Genomic DNA, 17,893 nt, shown 5'->3' with positions numbered 1-17,893 from the left:
ATTTAATGATTAAAAAATTTAATGATTAAAGATTATATAACCTTTGCCTCCTCATGTAGAAGTCTTACCAACTCATCCAAATTATCAGGAGAAACAATTTTCACGGCTGCTCTTGGCGGAACAGAGTCATAAGAAACTCCCTGAACTTTTACCTCAGAAGAAGCAGGCTCAACAACCTGCAGAGGTTTTGTTCTGGCAGACATAATTCCTCTCATATTCGGAATAATCAAATCTTTCTCGTCAACTAAACCTTTCTGACCAGCAATTACAGCAGGAAGTTTAACCGAAATAGTTTCTTTACCACCTTCAATTTCTCTTACAGCAGTCGCTTCGCTTCCATTTACATCTAAACCAACAGATGCATTTACAAATGGCTGATTTAATAACTGAGCAACCATTCCCGGAACAGAACCACCGTTATAATCGATAGATTCTTTACCACAAAGAACCAAGTCATAACCTCCGTTTTGAGCTACAGAAGCAATTTCTTTAGCCGTAGAATAGCTGTCTTTAGGATCAAGATTTACTCTTACTGCATCGTTTGCACCGATTGCCAAAGCTTTTCTGATCACTGGTTCTGTAGTAGCATCTCCTACATTCATTACCGTTACAGTTGCTCCCTGAGATTCCTGTAATTTGATTGCTTTTGTTAAAGCAAATTCATCAAGTGGGTTGATCACCCACTGAATTCCGTTTTTGTCGAACGCAGATTTATCTGCAGTAAAGTTAATTTTAGAAGTAGTATCAGGAACACTACTAATACAAACTAATATTTTCATATGTTGTTTTAATTATTTTATTTACCAATACAAACCTTACTCTTACTTCATCACATGATAAATTGAAGATGCAATTTTGTTTGTTAAGTTTTGTAAATATAAATAAAAAATATATTATGCATGCATAATACTTATTTAATTATTATTCAGCGCATTATAAGTTTCTAACTCTTTGGTTTTGTTGCTCTAAACTCTATCTTGCTTGGTAAAACCCTTGGATTCATTTTTAAAATATCCAAGACCAGATTCCCCATATCTTCAGGCTGGATTTTCCAATTATCTTTTTCTGAAGGTTCATTTCCGTTGAAATGAGTTGCTACAGAACCCGGCATAATGACGGTAGATTTGATATTATATTTTCTCAAATCAATCATCGCTGCTTGTGTAAAACCTACTACACCAAATTTTGAAGCGTTATAACCAGTTCCGTTTTCAAAGAAATTTGCTCCCGCTAAGCTTGAAATGGTAATGTAATATCCTTCACTTTTCTTTAATTCTTCAACTGAAGCTTTTAAAGTATGGAAAACTCCTGTCAGATTTGTTTCGATCATAGAATTCCATTCTTCGGAAGTTAATTCGTCAACGGGCTTAAAAATCCCTAATCCAGCATTGGCAATCACAAAATCTAATCTCCTGAATTTTTTTATAATACTTTGGACTGCTTTTTCTTCATTTTCTAAACTTCTGACATCGGATACAATTCCTAAAACCTGTGCGGAATATTTTTGTAATTCTTTTTCTGCTTCTGCAACATCTTCTTTTTTTCTTCCGGAAAATGCAACTGCAATTCCATTTTCAAGTAAAATTTTAGCAACACCAAAACCAATACCTTTTGTTCCTCCTGTGATATAGGCTACTTTATTTTCAATCATATTTATTAAATTTTATTTCTCTAAAATAACAAAAAACGCCCCGATTGGGGCGTTTTAAATATACTAAGATTTACCAGTATTTATTTTTTGATGAATTTCTCTGTAGAAATACCATCTGTAGTTTCAACGTTGATTAGGTAAGTTCCAGCCGGAAGAGCTTTGACGCTTACTTTATCTCCATCTAATTTTACATTGACTTTTCTACCTGTCATATCAACTACAGATACTGCATTGATTTTTAAGTCTGTTTTGATATTTAAGATATCTGAAGTTGGGTTTGGATGCAGAGTAAATTTAACATTATTCATATCAAGTTCTTTTGTTCCTAAGACTCCTCCAGCAACATTGAATGTATCAAGAGCTAAAGAAACAGCACCAGCAGCACCAGGAGTATTATGATAAAAACCAAAATAATAAACTCCGCTAGTATTCGGACTAAATTGTGTCGTCATCTGAGTCCATGTTGATGCTGAAAAGCTTGTTGTTGACCAAACTGTAGTTGTTTGAGCAGTAGGATTAGGTTGGTTACCAACTTTTAATTGCAAACTTTGTGCGGGTACGGGAGTTGCTGCTGTGAAATTTCTCAGATAAAATGAAATTTGATAAGAGTTTCCAGCAGTCAAATAAATTGGTCGAGAATACAACCATCTGTCGGTAGCCGTAGTAGTTACAGTACTGGAATTTGAAAAGACCATTTGCGCACCAGCTTGAGGATTCCCCGCAGCATTATTTGTAGACCAACTTCCTGACCACCCGTCAGCTGCAAAACCGTTTGTATTATCAAAACCATACGGATAACCAGTTGTAGTTGCGTTCAATGCAGTAAAAGCTCTATACGGTCCAATCCAAGCACTTTGAGTACCCGTACAATTACTTCTTAAGTAATAAGAAAGAGTAGCTCCCGCAGCTCCACTTATAGATGCACTTGTTGTTGAAGTATTAATTGTAGTCCCTGATCCTTGTGTAAATCCTGTTGCTCCATATTCTACATCATATGAGGCAGGTGTTCCCACAGCAGCAGCCCAACTTACTGTAGCATTAGTCGTACTTGTTGCGTACGGAGTATTAATACTAAATTCACTCGGTCTTACACATGATACAGAATTAAAATTCAAAGTAAAATCAAATCCTAAATTACTCCATCTATTATCCCAAACTATGTAATAAGTTGTTCCAGCCGCCACTGGAAATGTTGTAGAAGATAAATAGTTTGTCGCTGAAATATCATCATTTCCCCCATAGCACGATAAAGCAGTACATGCTCCTGCAATTATTGAAAGTCTTGTATCATCACTTTTAGTTAAACCATCATTCTGTGGTAGATTGGAGGAAATTGTGACTTCACCATTTGTTGTAGGTGTATATTTATACCAATTTGCTGCCGGAGTTCCCGGAGGAGTTAAGTTTGCTGCAGAACCGCTACCAACACAAGTTGCTAAATAAGTTCCTGTGTAGCTAGCTACAGTAGTAGTACTTCCAGAAGCAACTGCCAAAGCACCAGCACAATTAGCTTGTGCAAATGAAAATTGAGAAAACATAGCTAATCCCAAAATTGATAGATTTTTTTTCATAAAATTAATTTTAAATTATTTAGCGTAAATATAATAAAGTTTAACATAGTGAATTAAAAAAAAACTGTTAAAATTTAAAAAATCCTCAAGAAAAAATTCTTAAGGACTTATTATCATTATTTAGAATAGTTTTCAAAGAACAAAGGGATACTTTCAATTCCTTTATAGAAATTGAATAAACCGTAATGTTCATTAGGTGAATGTATTGCATCAGAATCAAGACCAAATCCCATTAAAACTGATTTTGCACCTAAAACCTGTTCAAACATTGAGGTAATAGGAATACTTCCACCGCCTCTGTAAGGAAGAACTTCTTTTCCGAAAGCAGTTTCCATGGCACTTTTTGCCGCTAAATATTCTTTAGTATCAGTTGGCAGAACATAAGGTAATCCACCGTGGTGTGGAGTTACTTTTACTTTTACATTATCGGGAGCAATTTTTTCAAAATATTTGGTGAACTTTTCTGTAATCTCTTCCGGCGTCTGATAAGGAACCAAACGCATAGAGATTTTCGCAGAAGCTTTTGATGGAATGACAGTTTTTGCACCTTCTCCCGTATAACCACCCCAAATTCCGTTACAGTCTAAAGTCGGACGGATAGAGGTTCTTTCTAAAGTTGTATAACCTGCTTCACCTTCTACTCCATTTAAACCGATTGATTTTTTGAATTCTTCAGGATTATCTTTCAGTTTATTCATTTCAGCTCTTTCTTCGTCTGAAACGTCTTCTACATTATCATAAAAACCATCAATGGTGATTTGCCCGTCTTCATCAATCAATTTAGCAATCATTCTGGAAAGCACATGGATCGGGTTTGGAACTGCCCCACCATAAAGCCCTGAATGCAAATCTCTGTTTGGACCTTCCACTTCAACTTCTACGTAGCTTAAACCTCTTAGACCAGTAGTCACAGTTGGTTGTTCATTACTGTAAATATGAGTATCAGAAATTAAAATACAATCACAAGATAATTTTTCTTTAAATTCATTCACAAAATCACCTAAACTTACAGAACCCACTTCTTCTTCACCTTCAAAAATAAATTTAATATTACAAGGAAGAGAATTTGTTTTCATCATCGCTTCAAAAGCTTTGATCTGCATAAAGAACTGTCCTTTATCATCTGCAGAACCTCTAGCGAAAATCGCTCCTTCAGGATGAAGTTCCGTTTTCTCAATGTAAGGCTCAAAAGGTGGTTTTCTCCATAATTCTAGCGGATCTGGTGGCTGAACGTCGTAATGCCCGTAAACCAAAACAGTTGGTAAACTTTTATCAATGATTTTTTCTCCGAAAACAATTGGGTAACCTTTTGTCTGGCAAACTTCTACATTGTCTGCACCTGTATTTTTAAGGTGTTCTGCAACTTTATCAGCGCATAGTAACACTTCGTTTTTATAAGCCGGATCGGCAGAAATCGAAGCGATTCTCAGTAATTCAAACAATTCATCTACGAAACGGAGTTTGTTTTCGTTGATGTAATTTAATGTCTCTTGCATTGTAAATTTAATTTGGATAAATTTAAAAAAATTGGACTGCCCCAACAAACAAAAATTTGATTTTATCGTCAAGACAATTTTAAAACAAAAAATCCCACACAAGTGCAGGATTTATTTATTTTTTTTTGAACAAATTAATGTCCGGCTTTTGCAGAATCTGCATGTTTTACTGTAGTACTGTCTGTCTTAGGAGCTTCAGTTTCGTGAGCACCATGAGCAGGAACTTCACTTGCAGGTTCAGCAGTGTGACCTTCGTGACCACCTTGGTGATCGTCAGAATATCTTTCTACACCTTCTTCAAGTTTCAAAGTATTCTTGTTTCCGCCTGCCTGAATCTTTTTACAGCTTACTGCAACTGTAGCGATAGCCAAACATATAATGAATTTTTTCATATGATTTATTTATTTTTTAAAGGTCATTTGCAATTGCTAAATCTTCATTAATGACAGACAGAGCGATTTCAAGTCAAAATTTTGATTGCCCAAAAGTAAGAAATATTGCATTTTTCGGCAACATTTTTATACTGATTTTAATATTATTTTCCCTTTTTTGGATTGTGTAAAAATAAGATACTCATTTCCTCCATCTTTCAACCCATATTTTTTCTTTATATCTTCAGGTTTTAATGGATAGTTTTTAGAAATTATATTAAATTGCTCTTTCTTTTTAATCTGCTTACTGTCAATCACTTCCATTTCAAATATTCTTCCGGGAAAATCATTTATTTTATTTTCAGAAGTATAGATGTGAGTGTTTGGATGAAGTTTTTTCAGATTAAATTTTTCAGAAATCAAATTAAAAATCCCGGCCTTTAAAATTGTATTATTAGGAATATAAATAAATTTTTCAGGTTCTGAAAACTCAGACTGAGCATTTTCCTCACTTCCGAATTCGAAAGTAAAGTCAGATTCTTCACTTTCTAAATTGATACAGTGACATTTAATCTTTTCCGAATTTTCGTTGGTTAAAAAAACAACCACTTCTTTCACATCATTTTTAACTGCAATAATATCAATTCTCGAAATATTTTTTAAAACTGACGCGAGATATTTCAAATCAATAAGCGGAGAAAGTTTAATTACAATTTGCTTAGAAATTGAGAGCAACTTTTCCTGGATTTCAAGAATGTTTGGTGAGAGATCTTCTAAAAGGAAAACTTTATTTTTTTGATTGTCTCTTCGCGCCGGATCAAGATAAATCACATCAAAATTTTCAGTGTTTTTATTGAGAAAACCTTCCAGTTTTTGATTAATGAAATCTGCTTTTCTCCCTAAAATATTCCAGTTATGTTCTACAATTTTTAAAAGTTCGGGATTTTGTTCGACCAGAATAATTTCATCAAAATTTTCAGAAAGATAATAAGCATCGATTCCAAAACCACTTGTCAAATCAATAAATCTATGTCCTTTTAAAAGCTGAGCTTTATAAACTGCTGTTTTTTCCGATGAAGATTGCTCAAGACTGAGCTGTGGCGGAAAAACAATTCCTTTTTTCAACAAAAACGGAAACTTTTTCTGTGCAACCTGTTTTCCTTTGATCTGCTGAACGATTTCCTGCATAGAAACTTCCGGAAAGGGTGATTTTTTCAATAATAAAGAATGCAGATCTGAATGTAGATTTGCGTCAATATAATTTTGAATTTCGTTATTTAAAATTGGAATTGCCAAAGAACTTATCTTTTATAGAAAATATAATCCGTTAGTATTGGTTCAATACCATTTTGTTTCAGTAAAGAATTGATCTGACCTCTGTGATAAGTCGAATGATTGACTGCATGAAAAAGTATTTCGAAAACAGTATTTTCAAATTTTGCACCTCTTGAATTGTGATATTCAATTCTTTTGTCAAAATCTGAATTTTCAATAATTTCAATACTTTTCAGATAGTTTTGATGATTGATTTCGCTTAAACTTTCAAATGGATTAATTTGCCAGATTTCAAAAGATTTTTCGTCCAAAATCCTCGAATTCCAGACTTGTTGCGCATTTAAAGTATGGTTGATTAAACTGATCGTTTTCTCGTCTGTTTTTGAAATATTTTCTGAAATAACTTTTATCATTTCGTTATTGAAATGATAGGTGTATTCGAATAGATCAATTAACTTATCCTTCATTACTCAAACATTTCAGCCCAACGGACAGCTTTAATTTCTTTTTCATTATAAAGCTCTTCTACAGACTTTTTAACGTCTAATTTCGGATATAAATTCACACCAATTAGTTTTATTTTTCCTTCTTCAACCCATTTTTGCTCTTCAACAGCCTGATTGTAGATTTTTTTCTGAAGAATTCCTTGATTCAAAGATTCTAAATATCCTCCAGTTTCTTCGATTTCTAAAAAGAACTGCCAAGATTTTTCGGCAATTTGCAGGGTAATATCTTCCACATAATAACTTCCGTTTGAAGCATCTTCAAATACATTAATAATGCTTTCGTAAGCCAGAACAATCTGCTGTTTAAATGAAATTTCCTCTGCATTCTCCGTATTATTTCCAATCTGATAATTGGTGCTGAAAACTGCATCTGCACCGCCAATCATCGCTGCTGCGAGCTCTAAAGTTGAACGGATCAAATTATTTTCACTGTCTGAAACTGATTTATTTCTTGAAGATGTTTCAGCAAAAATGTAAGGAATATCATCCAAACCGTATTCTTTAGAAAGCTGATTAAAAACAAGCTTAAATGCACGGATTTTAGCCATTTCAAAGAAGTAGTTTCCTCCAATTGCCAATCTGAAAATTAATTTATCTAAAATCTCAACGCCATACATTTCAACTAATTCTTTTGTTTTTGCCAAAGCAATTCCCAACTGCTGTACGATAGACGCTCCTGAATTCTGATGAATTGAAGCATCTACACAGATATTTCTTTTGAAACTTTTTGCCAATAATTCTCTGACTAATTGATCATCAATCACCGCAATATTTTCATCAAAAACATCTATCAGAGAAAAATATTGATCCTCGTCTTGCGGACTGATGTGTTCTGCCAAATCTTTATTGTTAATAAATATCGTTTTGTTTACAAGATTTTCTACATTTTCATTAAGCAAAAATGCAAAAACATCCTCTTCCAAAGCTTCGTGATAAGTTGCTACCAAATGAGTATTTTCTTCAACTTTCGGAAGATTGGTTAATGGCTTTTGAACATCATTGTAAAAAGGCTTTACATCAATTCCTTCTAAATTTTCTTTTTTCAGAATGGTATAAATATCTTCAGTTTTCAGCTGCTTTTTAACTAAATTTTCCCAGTTGGAAAAAGTTTCCGTATTTGACATAAATAATGAGTAATAAGTAGTGGGTAATGAGTAATCGTGATTTGCAGATTAATTTTCAGATTGACAATTAAACTATTTACAATTCACTTCAAAATTATTTCCTGGCAATATTTGCACTGTCTACCACCAGAATAAAAATTTCTTCATTCGGTTTTTTCATGAAATAATTTTCTCTGGCGTATTTTTCTTTTTCAGATTTATTATTCATCAGCTTTTTGTAGAATTTGTCGTTCTTTTCATATTCTGATTTATAATATTCGAGCTGTTCTTCATATTTACCAATCTCACCATTCAGTTCATTGATTACAAGAAACGAGGTTTTATCGAAGAAAATCATCCACACCAAAAAAAGACATATCGCAATCACATATTTATTCAAAACATAATTCTGAAAAAATCTGATGGTTTCCGATTTGGGTTGAATGTCTTTAATTAATTCTTTTTCAGCCATTTTTTAATGTTTTCTCAGTGAATTTTTAATAACAGTCGTTAAAAAATCTATCGCCACAGAATTCTGTTTCATATTTGGAATAATCAAATCGGCATCGTTTTTTGATGGCTCGATGAATTCCTGATGCATCGGCTTCAAAGTTGTCTGATAGCGGTGTAAAACCTCGTTCAGATCTCTTCCTCTTTCCTGTGTATCTCTTCTAATCCTTCTGATCAGTCTTTCGTCTGAATCTGCATGTACAAAGACTTTCAAGTCAAATTCTTTTAGCAATTCTTTGTTCGTTAAAACCAAAATACCTTCTACAACCAATACATTTTTCGGTTCTACGGTAACATGATCGCCTGTTCTGGAGTGCGTAACGAAACTGTAAACCGGTTGCTCTATTGATTCGTTATTTTTCAGTGCTTTTACATGTTTCAGCATTAGCTCAAAGTCTATTGACTTGGGATGATCGTAGTTCAACGCTTCTCTTTCCGTCAATGTAAGATTGTGATTATCGTGGTAATAATTGTCCTGAGACAAAATATTCATTCCTTCAATATCAAGCTGCTGAATGATCTTATCAACAACTGTAGTTTTGCCGGATCCTGTTCCCCCCGCAATTCCTATTACAAGCATTCTAATATAGTTTTTACAAATATAAAACAATTAAGAGATTAAAGAATTGAAAGATCAAAATATTCAGTCAAAATATTTACTGTAAAATAACAAACTCTGGCAGTTTGCCAGAGTTTATTTTATACGATTTCGCTTGTTAAGCTTCTTGAAATTAATTTTTCATGCATTGGTTTCAACACATCCATAGAGCCTGTTTTTACTGTGCATTTGCCTTTGTAATGTACGAGCATCGTACACTGTTCGGCCTGTATGAAGTCATGCTTGCAAATTTCTATTAATGCTTCGATCACATCATCAAATGTATGAATATCATCGTTGTGTAAAATTAATTTGTACACTTCATCGGTTTCATCCAAAACAAGAACTTCTTCTTCGTACTGACGTTTCGGATTTTCGTAATCTTTTATGCTATTATAAAAAATCATTTTTTCTAAAATTTTTAATCTTCTCCAAATTTATCTAAAATATCATCTACGATATTATTAGGTCCATTATAAATCAGCTCTACCATTTCAACGCTCTTATTATTCATTTTTAAGATCTTGAAATGATAATTTTCCAAATCAAATTCCTGATTTTCTTCAGGAATATCTTCTAAGGCGTGCAGAATAAATCCGGCCAAAGTATTATACTCACTCTCTTCAGAGACAGTTAGTTTTTTAGGTAAAGATTCATTGATTTCATCTAAAGGCTGAGTCGCTTTTACCCAAAATATGTTGTCTCCTACTTTATCAACCAGTTTTTCTTCATCATCTTCTTCATCCTGAATTTCTCCGACCAGTTCTTCTAAAATATCTTCTAAAGTAATGATTCCTTCTGTACCTCCAAATTCATCAATTACAATTGCCAAATGCTGTTTTTTCTGTTGGAAAATCTTAAGCAAATCTGAAATCTTCTTGCTTCCGACCACAAAGAAAGACTCACGCATCAGTTCTCTAAGATCTTCATGACTTAGTTCCCCTTTCCTTTTAACGAATTCTCTGATAATTTCTTTTGTGTAAAATACTCCAATGATATTATCGATTGAGTTTTCATAGACAGGAATTCTAGAATATCCGCTATCCATGATTTTAGTAATGATTTCATTTAAATCATCTGCAAAATCGATTGACGTAATATTCTGTCTCGGAACCATGATCTGTTTTGCTGAGTGATCAGTAAAATCAAATGCATTTTTAATGATCTCGTAGTTTTCTTCTTCAATTTCACCGCTATCTGCACTTTGTTTTACCAAAAGCTGTAATTCTTCCGTAGAATGAATCTCCTGCTCCGAAGCCGGATGAATTTTCATTAATCTTAAAACTCCGTTTGACATTAAATTCATTAACCAGATAAATGGTTTGAAAACGGTATAAAACACTCGTAACGGAACTGCCGTTGCCATTGTTGTAGCTTCAGCTTTTCTAATGGCAATAGATTTCGGAATCAATTCACCAAAAACGATATGCATTACCGTGATAATCAAAAAACTGATCACAACAGAAATAGTGGTGACGGTAGATTCGCTAAAATTAATATTAAGTGAATGAAATAGGTTATCTATCACATGGTGCATCGCACTTTCACCTACCCAACCTAAAGCTAAGGAGGCTAATGTAATCCCAAGCTGCGTTGCAGAGAGGTATTCATCAAGATGCTTGATAATATGCTCAGCTTGTTTTGCCATCGAATCACCTTCGGCAGCTTTGAGCTGAATTTGAGAGTAACGAACTTTAACAATTGAAAATTCTGCGGCTACGAAAAAGCCATTTAATAATACAAGAAACAAAGCTAATAGTAGCCTGACTATGTCCGAGTCCATTTAGAAATTATAATTTATTGTACAAAGATATACAAAATAAAACTAACAAAAAAAGCACCGAAGATATCGATGCTTTAATATTTTTTGAATATTTTATTACGAGTTTTTCAAAGCTTCTGCTCCTGAAACGATTTCTAAGATTTCGTTTGTAATAGCAGCCTGTCTCGCTTTGTTGTAAAAGATGACCAAATCATTCTTCAGTTCCTGCGCATTGTCCGTTGCTTTGTGCATCGCTGTCATTCTGGCACCGTGCTCTGAAGCCACAGAATCTAAAACTGCCTTGAAAACCTGAGTTTTGATAGATTTCGGAATTAAATTATCCAAAATCTCATTCCTGTTTGGCTCAAAGATATAATCTGTTTCAACCTGAGTTTCTACAGCATCAGTTTCAACCATTGAAATCGGAAGAACTTTTTCTGTAATTACTTCCTGAGTAGCAGCATTGATAAATTTATTATAAATCACATACACTTCATCAAACTTACCTTCTCTGAAGTTGCTCATTACCGTTTCGGTAACGTTTGAAACTACATCAAAACTTAACTTATCAAAAACACTGCTTTCGTTTGAAAACACGGTACGGTTTCTTCTTACCGCATCATAAGCTTTTTTACCAATGGTAAGAACTTCAATTTCGTACTGAGAATTATTCTGAAACTGAATATTCAGTTCTTTCACAATATTTGAGTTAAATGCACCAGCCAAACCTCTGTTTGATGTAACAGCGATGAAAAGCACTTTTTTAACCTCTCTTTTTTGAGCATAAATAGAAACCTGATCAGGATCTGAACTAGAATTTACATTCTGGATGATCTCCTGCAATTTTTCAGAATACGGTCTCAACATTACGATGGCATCCTGTGCTTTTTTTAGTTTCGCTGCCGAAACCATTTTCATAGCACGCGTGATTTGCATCGTAGATGAAATTGAACTGATTCTTCCTCGTATTTCTTTTAAGTTTGCCATATTTGGTTAGTTGTTGGTTGTCGGTTGTTGGTTGCTAGTTTTAGAAAATTCTGTCAACTATCAACCAAAAACCATCAACTAATTTTTAGTTATATTTAGAAGCTAAATCATTAGCTGCCTGCTTAAGAACACCTGTGATATCGTTATCGATTTTCCCAGCTTTGATTGCAGCCATTGTTTCAGGGTGCTTAGATCTTAGGAAAGAGATATACTCAATCTGGAATTCTTTTACTTTGTTGATAGGAACGTTTCTTAATAAGTTCTCTGTACCTGCATAGATCATAGCTACCTGGCTGTCAACAGGAAGTGGAGAGTTTACCGGCTGTTTCAAAAGTTCAACGTTTCTTTCACCCTTAGAGATAACCGCTAAAGTAGAAGCATCAAGATCAGAACCGAATTTAGCGAACGCCTCTAATTCTTTATACTGAGCCTGGTCTAATTTAAGAGTACCAGAAACTTTTTTCATTGATTTGATCTGAGCATTACCTCCTACTCTTGATACAGAGATCCCTACGTTGATCGCAGGACGCACCCCTGAGTTGAACAAGTCAGACTCCAAGAAGATCTGTCCGTCAGTAATAGAGATTACGTTGGTTGGAATATATGCAGAAACGTCACCTGCCTGAGTCTCGATAATCGGAAGTGCAGTTAATGAACCACCACCTTTTACGATTGGCTTCAATGACTCTGGTAAATCATTCATTTGGCTTGCAATTGTATCATCAGCGATAACTTTTGCAGCTCTTTCCAATAATCTTGAGTGAAGATAGAAAACGTCTCCAGGATAAGCCTCACGTCCCGGTGGTCTTCTCAATAGTAGAGAAAGCTCACGGTAAGCAACTGCTTGTTTAGATAAATCATCATAAATGATCAAAGCCGGTCTACCTGTGTCTCTGAAGAACTCACCGATAGATGCACCTGCCATTGCAGAATAAACCTGCATAGGAACCGGATCTGAAGCGTTAGCTGCAACAATTACGGTATAAGCTAAAGCACCTTTGTCTGATAAAGTTTTAACGATTTGTGCTACTGTAGAAGCTTTCTGACCGATAGCAACATATATACAATATACAGGATTTCCTGCATCAAAAAATTCTCTTTGGTTGATGATTGTATCAATCGCAACAGTAGTTTTACCTGTCTGTCTGTCACCAATGATCAACTCTCTCTGACCTCTTCCTACAGGAATCATTGAGTCAATCGCAACGATACCAGTTTGTAAAGGCTCAGTAACCGGCTGTCTGTAGATAACACCCGGAGCTTTTCTTTCCAATGGCATTTCGTACAATTCACCTTCGATAGGTCCTTTACCATCGATTGGGTTACCTAGAGTATCAACAACTCTACCTAACATTCCTTCTCCTACTTTGATAGAAGAGATTCTGTTTGTTCTTCTTACTGTATCTCCTTCTCTTACCAATTTACTTTCACCTAAAAGAGCCACACCTACGTTGTCTTCTTCTAAGTTTAGTACGATACCTTCTACATCGCTAGCAAATTTTACCAACTCACCGTACTGTACATTTTCTAACCCGTATACACGAGCAATACCATCACCGATGGTCAAAACTGTACCTACTTCCTCAACGTTTGATTGAGTGTCGAAGTTGGCCAACTGTTGTTTTAAGATCGCAGATACTTCTGCCGGATTTATTTCTGCCATTATATGGTTGTTTTTTTCTTAATTTAAATGAAAATCTTTTTTGATATTATTAAGCTTAGATTTTACAGATGCATCAATCTGCTGATCACCTACTCTTAAAATATATCCTCCTAAAATATCAGGATTGATGGTAAGATTTAAGTCAAAGTTTGAACCTGCTTTTACTAAGTCTGTAGATTTTAAAATCTGATCAATATTTTCTTTAGAAAGCTGAGTTGCGGTAGTAAGAGTAATTCTCTGTACTCCATTGATATCTTCAACTTTATTAATGAATTCCTGAGCAATATTTTTCAAATGATTTTCACGACCCTGTCTGATCACTAAAGTAATCAAATTCTGAGAAACCGGTGAAAAACCTTTAAAAATCTCTTTAGCAACGTCCTCTTTCTTTTTTGCATCGATGTAAGGCGTCTTGAAAAATTTGTTTAAATCATCAGATTCAGACATCACTTTCTTAACATCTTTCATTTCAGAAAATACGGCAGCAGTCTGTCCGGATTCGTTTGTGAAATCCAGCAAACCTTGTGCGTATCTTTTAGCTACTTTAGATGTAAGCATTCTTAGTTAAGATTAGATTTGTTTAAATAATTTTGAACCAACTCGTCCTGAGCTTCAGTTTTCTCTAAATTTTTCTGCAAGATAGATTCTGCAATATTTACAGATAAAGCACCAATCTGAGTTCTGATTTCTGACATTGCAGCATTCTTCTCAGTCTGGATCGTTTGCTTAGCAGCATCAATGATTTTATCACCTTCAGCTTTAGCAACATCTTTAGCCTCTCCTACGATTCTGTCTTTAATTTCTCTGGCTTCTTTAAGGATAGAATCTCTTTCAATTTTAGCTTCACGAATAATTCTTTCGTTATCAGATTTAAGATCTTCCATTTCTTTTTTAGCCAATTTAGCCTGATTCAAAGCATCAACGATAGAAGCCTCTCTGTCATTTACTGCATTTACAATTGGTTTCCAAGCAAATTTAGCAAGGATAAATAATAGGATAGCGAATGTAAGCGTCATCCAAAACAAAAGTCCAATTCCAGGTTCTATAATTCCCATATCTGTAATTCTTTTTTTAATGTAATAATTTATGGATATCTTTTTTAAAAATCCTTAGCAGCAGCCAACCGCTTCACTGCTAAGAATATTTTTTCTGAGGATAATTACTTGATGAAAGCACCAAAGATAATCGCAATAAGACCAGCACCTTCGATAAGACCTGCAGCAATAAGCATTGCTCCTTGAATCTTACCAGCTTGTTCTGGCTGTCTAGCGATAGCATCCATAGCGTGCCCACCGATTTTACCAATACCAAGACCTACTCCTAATACTGCTAAACCGATACCTACGTAAATTAATCCTGTTCCAGTTGTGATGTCCATAATAAATAAATATTTAGTTAAAATTATTTTCGTTTAATTAAGCTACCATTGTGTCGTGACCTACACTGTCATCATCGTTGTGTGCATGATCGTGATCGTGTTCTGCAACTGCGATACCAATAAACAATGCTGACAATACTGTAAAGATATATGCCTGTAATGCCGCAACCAAAAGTTCCAATACAGAAACAAATAATGCCAATGGTACAGATGCAAATCCTAAGAATGGTGATTTAAAGATAAAGATCAAAGAGATAATCGCCAAGATCATAATGTGACCTGCAGTAATGTTTGCGAAAAGTCGCATCATTAAAGCGAAAGGCTTTGTAAAGATACCGATGATTTCGATTGGAACCATGATTGGATACAACAATAATGGAACCGGTGGCATAAAGATGTGTTTCCAGTAATCTTTATTGGCGCTGAATAATGTAATTAATAATGTAATGATTGCCAAAACTGAAGTGATTGCAATATTTCCTGTTAAGTTAGCTCCACCAGGAAAGAAAGGAATCAATCCGAATAAGTTATTGAACCAAATAAAGAAAAATGCAGTCAATAAATAAGGCATATATCTTTTATACTTTACAGAACCAATGTTTGGAATAGCCACTTCGTCTCTGATGAATACAATCACAGGCTCTAATAATTTCCCTGCTCCTTTTGGAAGCTGAGATTTTTTATAATTTTTAGCCATTCCTAAGAAAATAATCAGCATAAAAATTACTGATAAAAACATTGATGCCGTATTCTTTGTAATTGACATATCAAAAAACACATCGCTTGCTTTTTGTTTTCCTGAAATCACGGCAAAAAGAGTTGCTTTTTCGATTCCTTTAGTAGAAACTACCTGACCTTCGTGTAAAGTATAACCATCATGTTCGTGACCGTGTGCAATGTCTCTAGACAAGAAAGTATGCCATCCTGTATTATCCTTAATAATAATAGGTAATGGGATAGAAAAATGATCTTCTTTTCCGTTTTCATCTTTAGTAGTCCATAAATGCCATTCGTTTGAATCACTGATGTGTTCCATGATCATCTTTGTAGCATTGAAGGGCTTGTCGCCTTCTGCATGCTCTACCTTTTCAGCTGATTTTTCACCTTCAGTCTCGTGCTGTGCAGCGGCAAAACTACTCATAAACACAAATAAAAATGCGAAAAATAATGAAGAAACTTTTCTGTTCATATCTCTTTTTTAATCGTGTGCAAATATATTGATTTTATTAAACTCTACCAATATTAAAAATTGATATTTATCATCAAAAAAATCACGATTTGTTAATCTGCTTTATTACCGGCGCATATATAGTTACAGATGCAACGATAAAGCAAATTATAATCAATAAAAAATTATTTTTTGTCTTCTCTATTATTAATAATGAAATGATCAGCCACAATAAATCTTTAGAAATATTAAGTGTCAGAAATTTCATTCCGGCGTTTTCTTTCCCGTATAGATATTTTTTAAATATTATAAATACGATAATATTCAAAATTGCTATTAAAGAAATGACAATAAAGCTATCCCAAAAATTCATTTTGCAAAAATAAGATTATAATTTACATTCAAAACAAATCTCTTTATACTATATATGATAAATAATTAAAAATTCCTTATTTTTGCACACTATAATTTACAATCAATATGTTCAATAGTTTACAGGATAAATTAGACAAAGCACTTCACAATCTTTCCGGACGTGGAAAAATTACCGAAATCAACGTTGCGGAAACCGTAAAAGAGATCCGTAGAGCATTGGTAGATGCCGACGTTAATTATAAAGTTGCCAAAGATCTTACAAAAAGAGTTCAGGATAAAGCTTTAGGTGAGAACGTACTTACTTCTCTTACTCCGGGACAGTTGATGACGAAGATTGTACATGATGAGCTGGTAGATTTAATGGGAGGTTCTCAGGAAGGAATCAATCTTTCTGGAAAACCGTCTGTAATTTTAATTGCCGGTCTTCAGGGTTCGGGTAAAACTACTTTTTCTGGAAAACTTGCTAATTATTTAAAAACTAAAAAGAATAAAAAACCTTTATTGGTTGCATGTGACGTTTACCGTCCTGCTGCAATTGATCAGTTGAAAGTGCTTGGCGGACAAATCGGTGTTCCCGTTTATACTGAAGAAGGCGCAACAAATCCTTCTACGATTGCTGAAAATGCGATCAGTTTTGCTAAATCTAATGGTCACGATGTTGTTATCGTGGATACAGCTGGTCGTTTAGCAATTGACGAGCAGATGATGAGCGAAATCAAATCAGTTCATTATTTCATTAAGCCAAATGAAACTTTATTTGTTGTTGACTCAATGACAGGTCAGGATGCTGTAAATACGGCGAAAGCTTTCAACGAAGCTTTGAATTTTGACGGAGTTGTTTTAACGAAATTAGACGGTGATACCCGAGGTGGAGCTGCTTTAACGATTCGTTCGGTAGTAGAAAAGCCAATCAAATTTATCTCCACAGGAGAAAAAATGGAAGCCTTAGATCTTTTCTATCCGGAAAGGATGGCCGACAGAATCTTAGGAATGGGAGACGTTGTTTCTTTGGTTGAAAGAGCTCAAGAACAGTTTGATGAAGAGGAAGCAAAAAAACTTCATAAGAAAATTGCTAAAAATGAATTTGGTTTTGATGATTTCTTGAAGCAAATCAATCAGATCAAGAAAATGGGTAACATGAAAGACTTAATGGGAATGATTCCGGGAGTCGGGAAAGCCATTAAAGATGTTGAGATCAGCGATGATGCATTTAAACATATTGAAGCTATTATTTATTCGATGACTCCTGAAGAAAGAAGAAGACCTTCTATCATCAATACTCAGAGAAAAAGCAGAATTGCTAAAGGTGCAGGAAGAAAAATTGAAGATGTGAATGCTTTGATGAAACAATTTGACCAAATGGGGAAAATGATGAAAATGATGCAGGGACCTCAAGGAAAACAAATGATGCAGATGATGAGCAAAATGCCAAATATGCCTGGAATGGGCGGAATGTTTGGAAAATAATTTGACAAGATT

The 17,893-nt window shown here is 34.4% G+C and carries 19 protein-coding genes; 1 reads left to right on the top strand and 18 read right to left on the bottom strand.

Annotated elements, in window-relative coordinates; translation table 11 throughout:
* Nucleotides 1-32 precede the first annotated feature (32 nt).
* The 18 genes from AC4FQ5_RS05605 to atpB all read right to left on the bottom strand — a co-directional run bounded on the left by AC4FQ5_RS05605 (nucleotide 33) and on the right by atpB (nucleotide 16,060).
* A complete protein-coding gene (locus tag AC4FQ5_RS05605; RefSeq protein WP_491141504.1) occupies nucleotides 33-779 on the bottom strand; it encodes an electron transfer flavoprotein subunit beta/FixA family protein in 747 nt (248 codons plus the stop codon).
* A gap of 164 nt (nucleotides 780-943) precedes the next feature.
* Nucleotides 944-1,651, bottom strand: coding sequence for an SDR family oxidoreductase (locus AC4FQ5_RS05600; protein ID WP_491141503.1), 708 nt, complete (start codon nucleotides 1,649-1,651; stop codon nucleotides 944-946).
* An 80-nt stretch (nucleotides 1,652-1,731) separates the two neighbouring features.
* Nucleotides 1,732-3,222, bottom strand: a complete 1,491-nt coding sequence (locus AC4FQ5_RS05595) for a T9SS type A sorting domain-containing protein (protein ID WP_491141502.1) — start codon at nucleotides 3,220-3,222, stop codon at nucleotides 1,732-1,734.
* 116 nt (nucleotides 3,223-3,338) lie between these two features.
* The gene (locus AC4FQ5_RS05590; protein ID WP_491141501.1) at nucleotides 3,339-4,718 is read right to left on the bottom strand and encodes a dipeptidase; all 1,380 of its coding nucleotides are present in this window, start codon (nucleotides 4,716-4,718) and stop codon (nucleotides 3,339-3,341) included.
* 134 nt (nucleotides 4,719-4,852) lie between these two features.
* Nucleotides 4,853-5,110, bottom strand: a complete 258-nt coding sequence (locus AC4FQ5_RS05585; RefSeq protein ID WP_491141500.1) for a hypothetical protein — start codon at nucleotides 5,108-5,110, stop codon at nucleotides 4,853-4,855.
* 126 nt (nucleotides 5,111-5,236) lie between these two features.
* Nucleotides 5,237-6,385 (bottom strand): class I SAM-dependent methyltransferase, encoded by a 1,149-nt coding sequence (locus tag AC4FQ5_RS05580; RefSeq protein WP_491141499.1) that lies wholly within the window; start codon nucleotides 6,383-6,385, stop codon nucleotides 5,237-5,239.
* Nucleotides 6,386-6,390: 5 nt separating this feature from the next.
* Nucleotides 6,391-6,831, bottom strand: a complete 441-nt coding sequence (locus tag AC4FQ5_RS05575) for a DinB family protein (protein ID WP_491141498.1) — start codon at nucleotides 6,829-6,831, stop codon at nucleotides 6,391-6,393.
* Nucleotides 6,831-7,994 (bottom strand): methylmalonyl-CoA mutase family protein, encoded by a 1,164-nt coding sequence (locus AC4FQ5_RS05570; RefSeq protein WP_491141497.1) that lies wholly within the window; start codon nucleotides 7,992-7,994, stop codon nucleotides 6,831-6,833. The genes AC4FQ5_RS05575 and AC4FQ5_RS05570 overlap by 1 nt, the downstream gene beginning before the upstream one ends.
* A gap of 94 nt (nucleotides 7,995-8,088) precedes the next feature.
* The gene (locus AC4FQ5_RS05565; protein ID WP_491141496.1) at nucleotides 8,089-8,445 is read right to left on the bottom strand and encodes an FtsB family cell division protein; all 357 of its coding nucleotides are present in this window, start codon (nucleotides 8,443-8,445) and stop codon (nucleotides 8,089-8,091) included.
* 3 nt (nucleotides 8,446-8,448) lie between these two features.
* A complete protein-coding gene (gene udk, locus AC4FQ5_RS05560; RefSeq protein WP_050380023.1) occupies nucleotides 8,449-9,063 on the bottom strand; it encodes a uridine kinase in 615 nt (204 codons plus the stop codon).
* A 119-nt stretch (nucleotides 9,064-9,182) separates the two neighbouring features.
* Nucleotides 9,183-9,488: an ATP-dependent Clp protease adaptor ClpS gene (locus AC4FQ5_RS05555; protein ID WP_491141495.1), complete on the bottom strand. Its 306-nt coding sequence runs from the start codon at nucleotides 9,486-9,488 to the stop codon at nucleotides 9,183-9,185.
* A 14-nt stretch (nucleotides 9,489-9,502) separates the two neighbouring features.
* Nucleotides 9,503-10,864, bottom strand: a complete 1,362-nt coding sequence (locus tag AC4FQ5_RS05550; protein ID WP_491141494.1) for a hemolysin family protein — start codon at nucleotides 10,862-10,864, stop codon at nucleotides 9,503-9,505.
* A 96-nt stretch (nucleotides 10,865-10,960) separates the two neighbouring features.
* Nucleotides 10,961-11,830 (bottom strand): ATP synthase F1 subunit gamma, encoded by an 870-nt coding sequence (atpG, locus tag AC4FQ5_RS05545; RefSeq protein WP_491141493.1) that lies wholly within the window; start codon nucleotides 11,828-11,830, stop codon nucleotides 10,961-10,963.
* A gap of 85 nt (nucleotides 11,831-11,915) precedes the next feature.
* On the bottom strand, nucleotides 11,916-13,493 hold the full coding sequence (atpA, locus tag AC4FQ5_RS05540; protein WP_300351360.1) for a F0F1 ATP synthase subunit alpha: 1,578 nt from the start codon (nucleotides 13,491-13,493) through the stop codon (nucleotides 11,916-11,918).
* A gap of 18 nt (nucleotides 13,494-13,511) precedes the next feature.
* A complete protein-coding gene (gene atpH, locus AC4FQ5_RS05535; protein WP_491141492.1) occupies nucleotides 13,512-14,051 on the bottom strand; it encodes an ATP synthase F1 subunit delta in 540 nt (179 codons plus the stop codon).
* Between the two features lie 2 nt (nucleotides 14,052-14,053).
* Nucleotides 14,054-14,548: a F0F1 ATP synthase subunit B gene (locus AC4FQ5_RS05530; RefSeq protein ID WP_267599232.1), complete on the bottom strand. Its 495-nt coding sequence runs from the start codon at nucleotides 14,546-14,548 to the stop codon at nucleotides 14,054-14,056.
* 104 nt (nucleotides 14,549-14,652) lie between these two features.
* Nucleotides 14,653-14,871 (bottom strand): ATP synthase F0 subunit C, encoded by a 219-nt coding sequence (locus AC4FQ5_RS05525; protein ID WP_056014715.1) that lies wholly within the window; start codon nucleotides 14,869-14,871, stop codon nucleotides 14,653-14,655.
* A gap of 37 nt (nucleotides 14,872-14,908) precedes the next feature.
* Nucleotides 14,909-16,060 carry a F0F1 ATP synthase subunit A gene (gene atpB / locus AC4FQ5_RS05520; protein WP_491141491.1) on the bottom strand — a complete coding sequence of 384 codons (1,152 nt, stop codon included), beginning with the start codon at nucleotides 16,058-16,060 and terminating at the stop codon, nucleotides 14,909-14,911.
* Between the two features lie 459 nt (nucleotides 16,061-16,519).
* Here atpB and ffh point away from each other — a divergent pair, with 459 nt between their 5' ends.
* A complete protein-coding gene (ffh, locus tag AC4FQ5_RS05515; protein ID WP_491141490.1) occupies nucleotides 16,520-17,881 on the top strand; it encodes a signal recognition particle protein in 1,362 nt (453 codons plus the stop codon).
* The last annotated feature ends 12 nt before the right edge of the window (nucleotides 17,882-17,893 follow it).

The organism is Chryseobacterium sp. DT-167, assembly GCF_058310155.1.
Note: the sequence above shows the minus strand (reverse complement) of the source record. Positions and strands in the feature narration are given on the sequence as shown.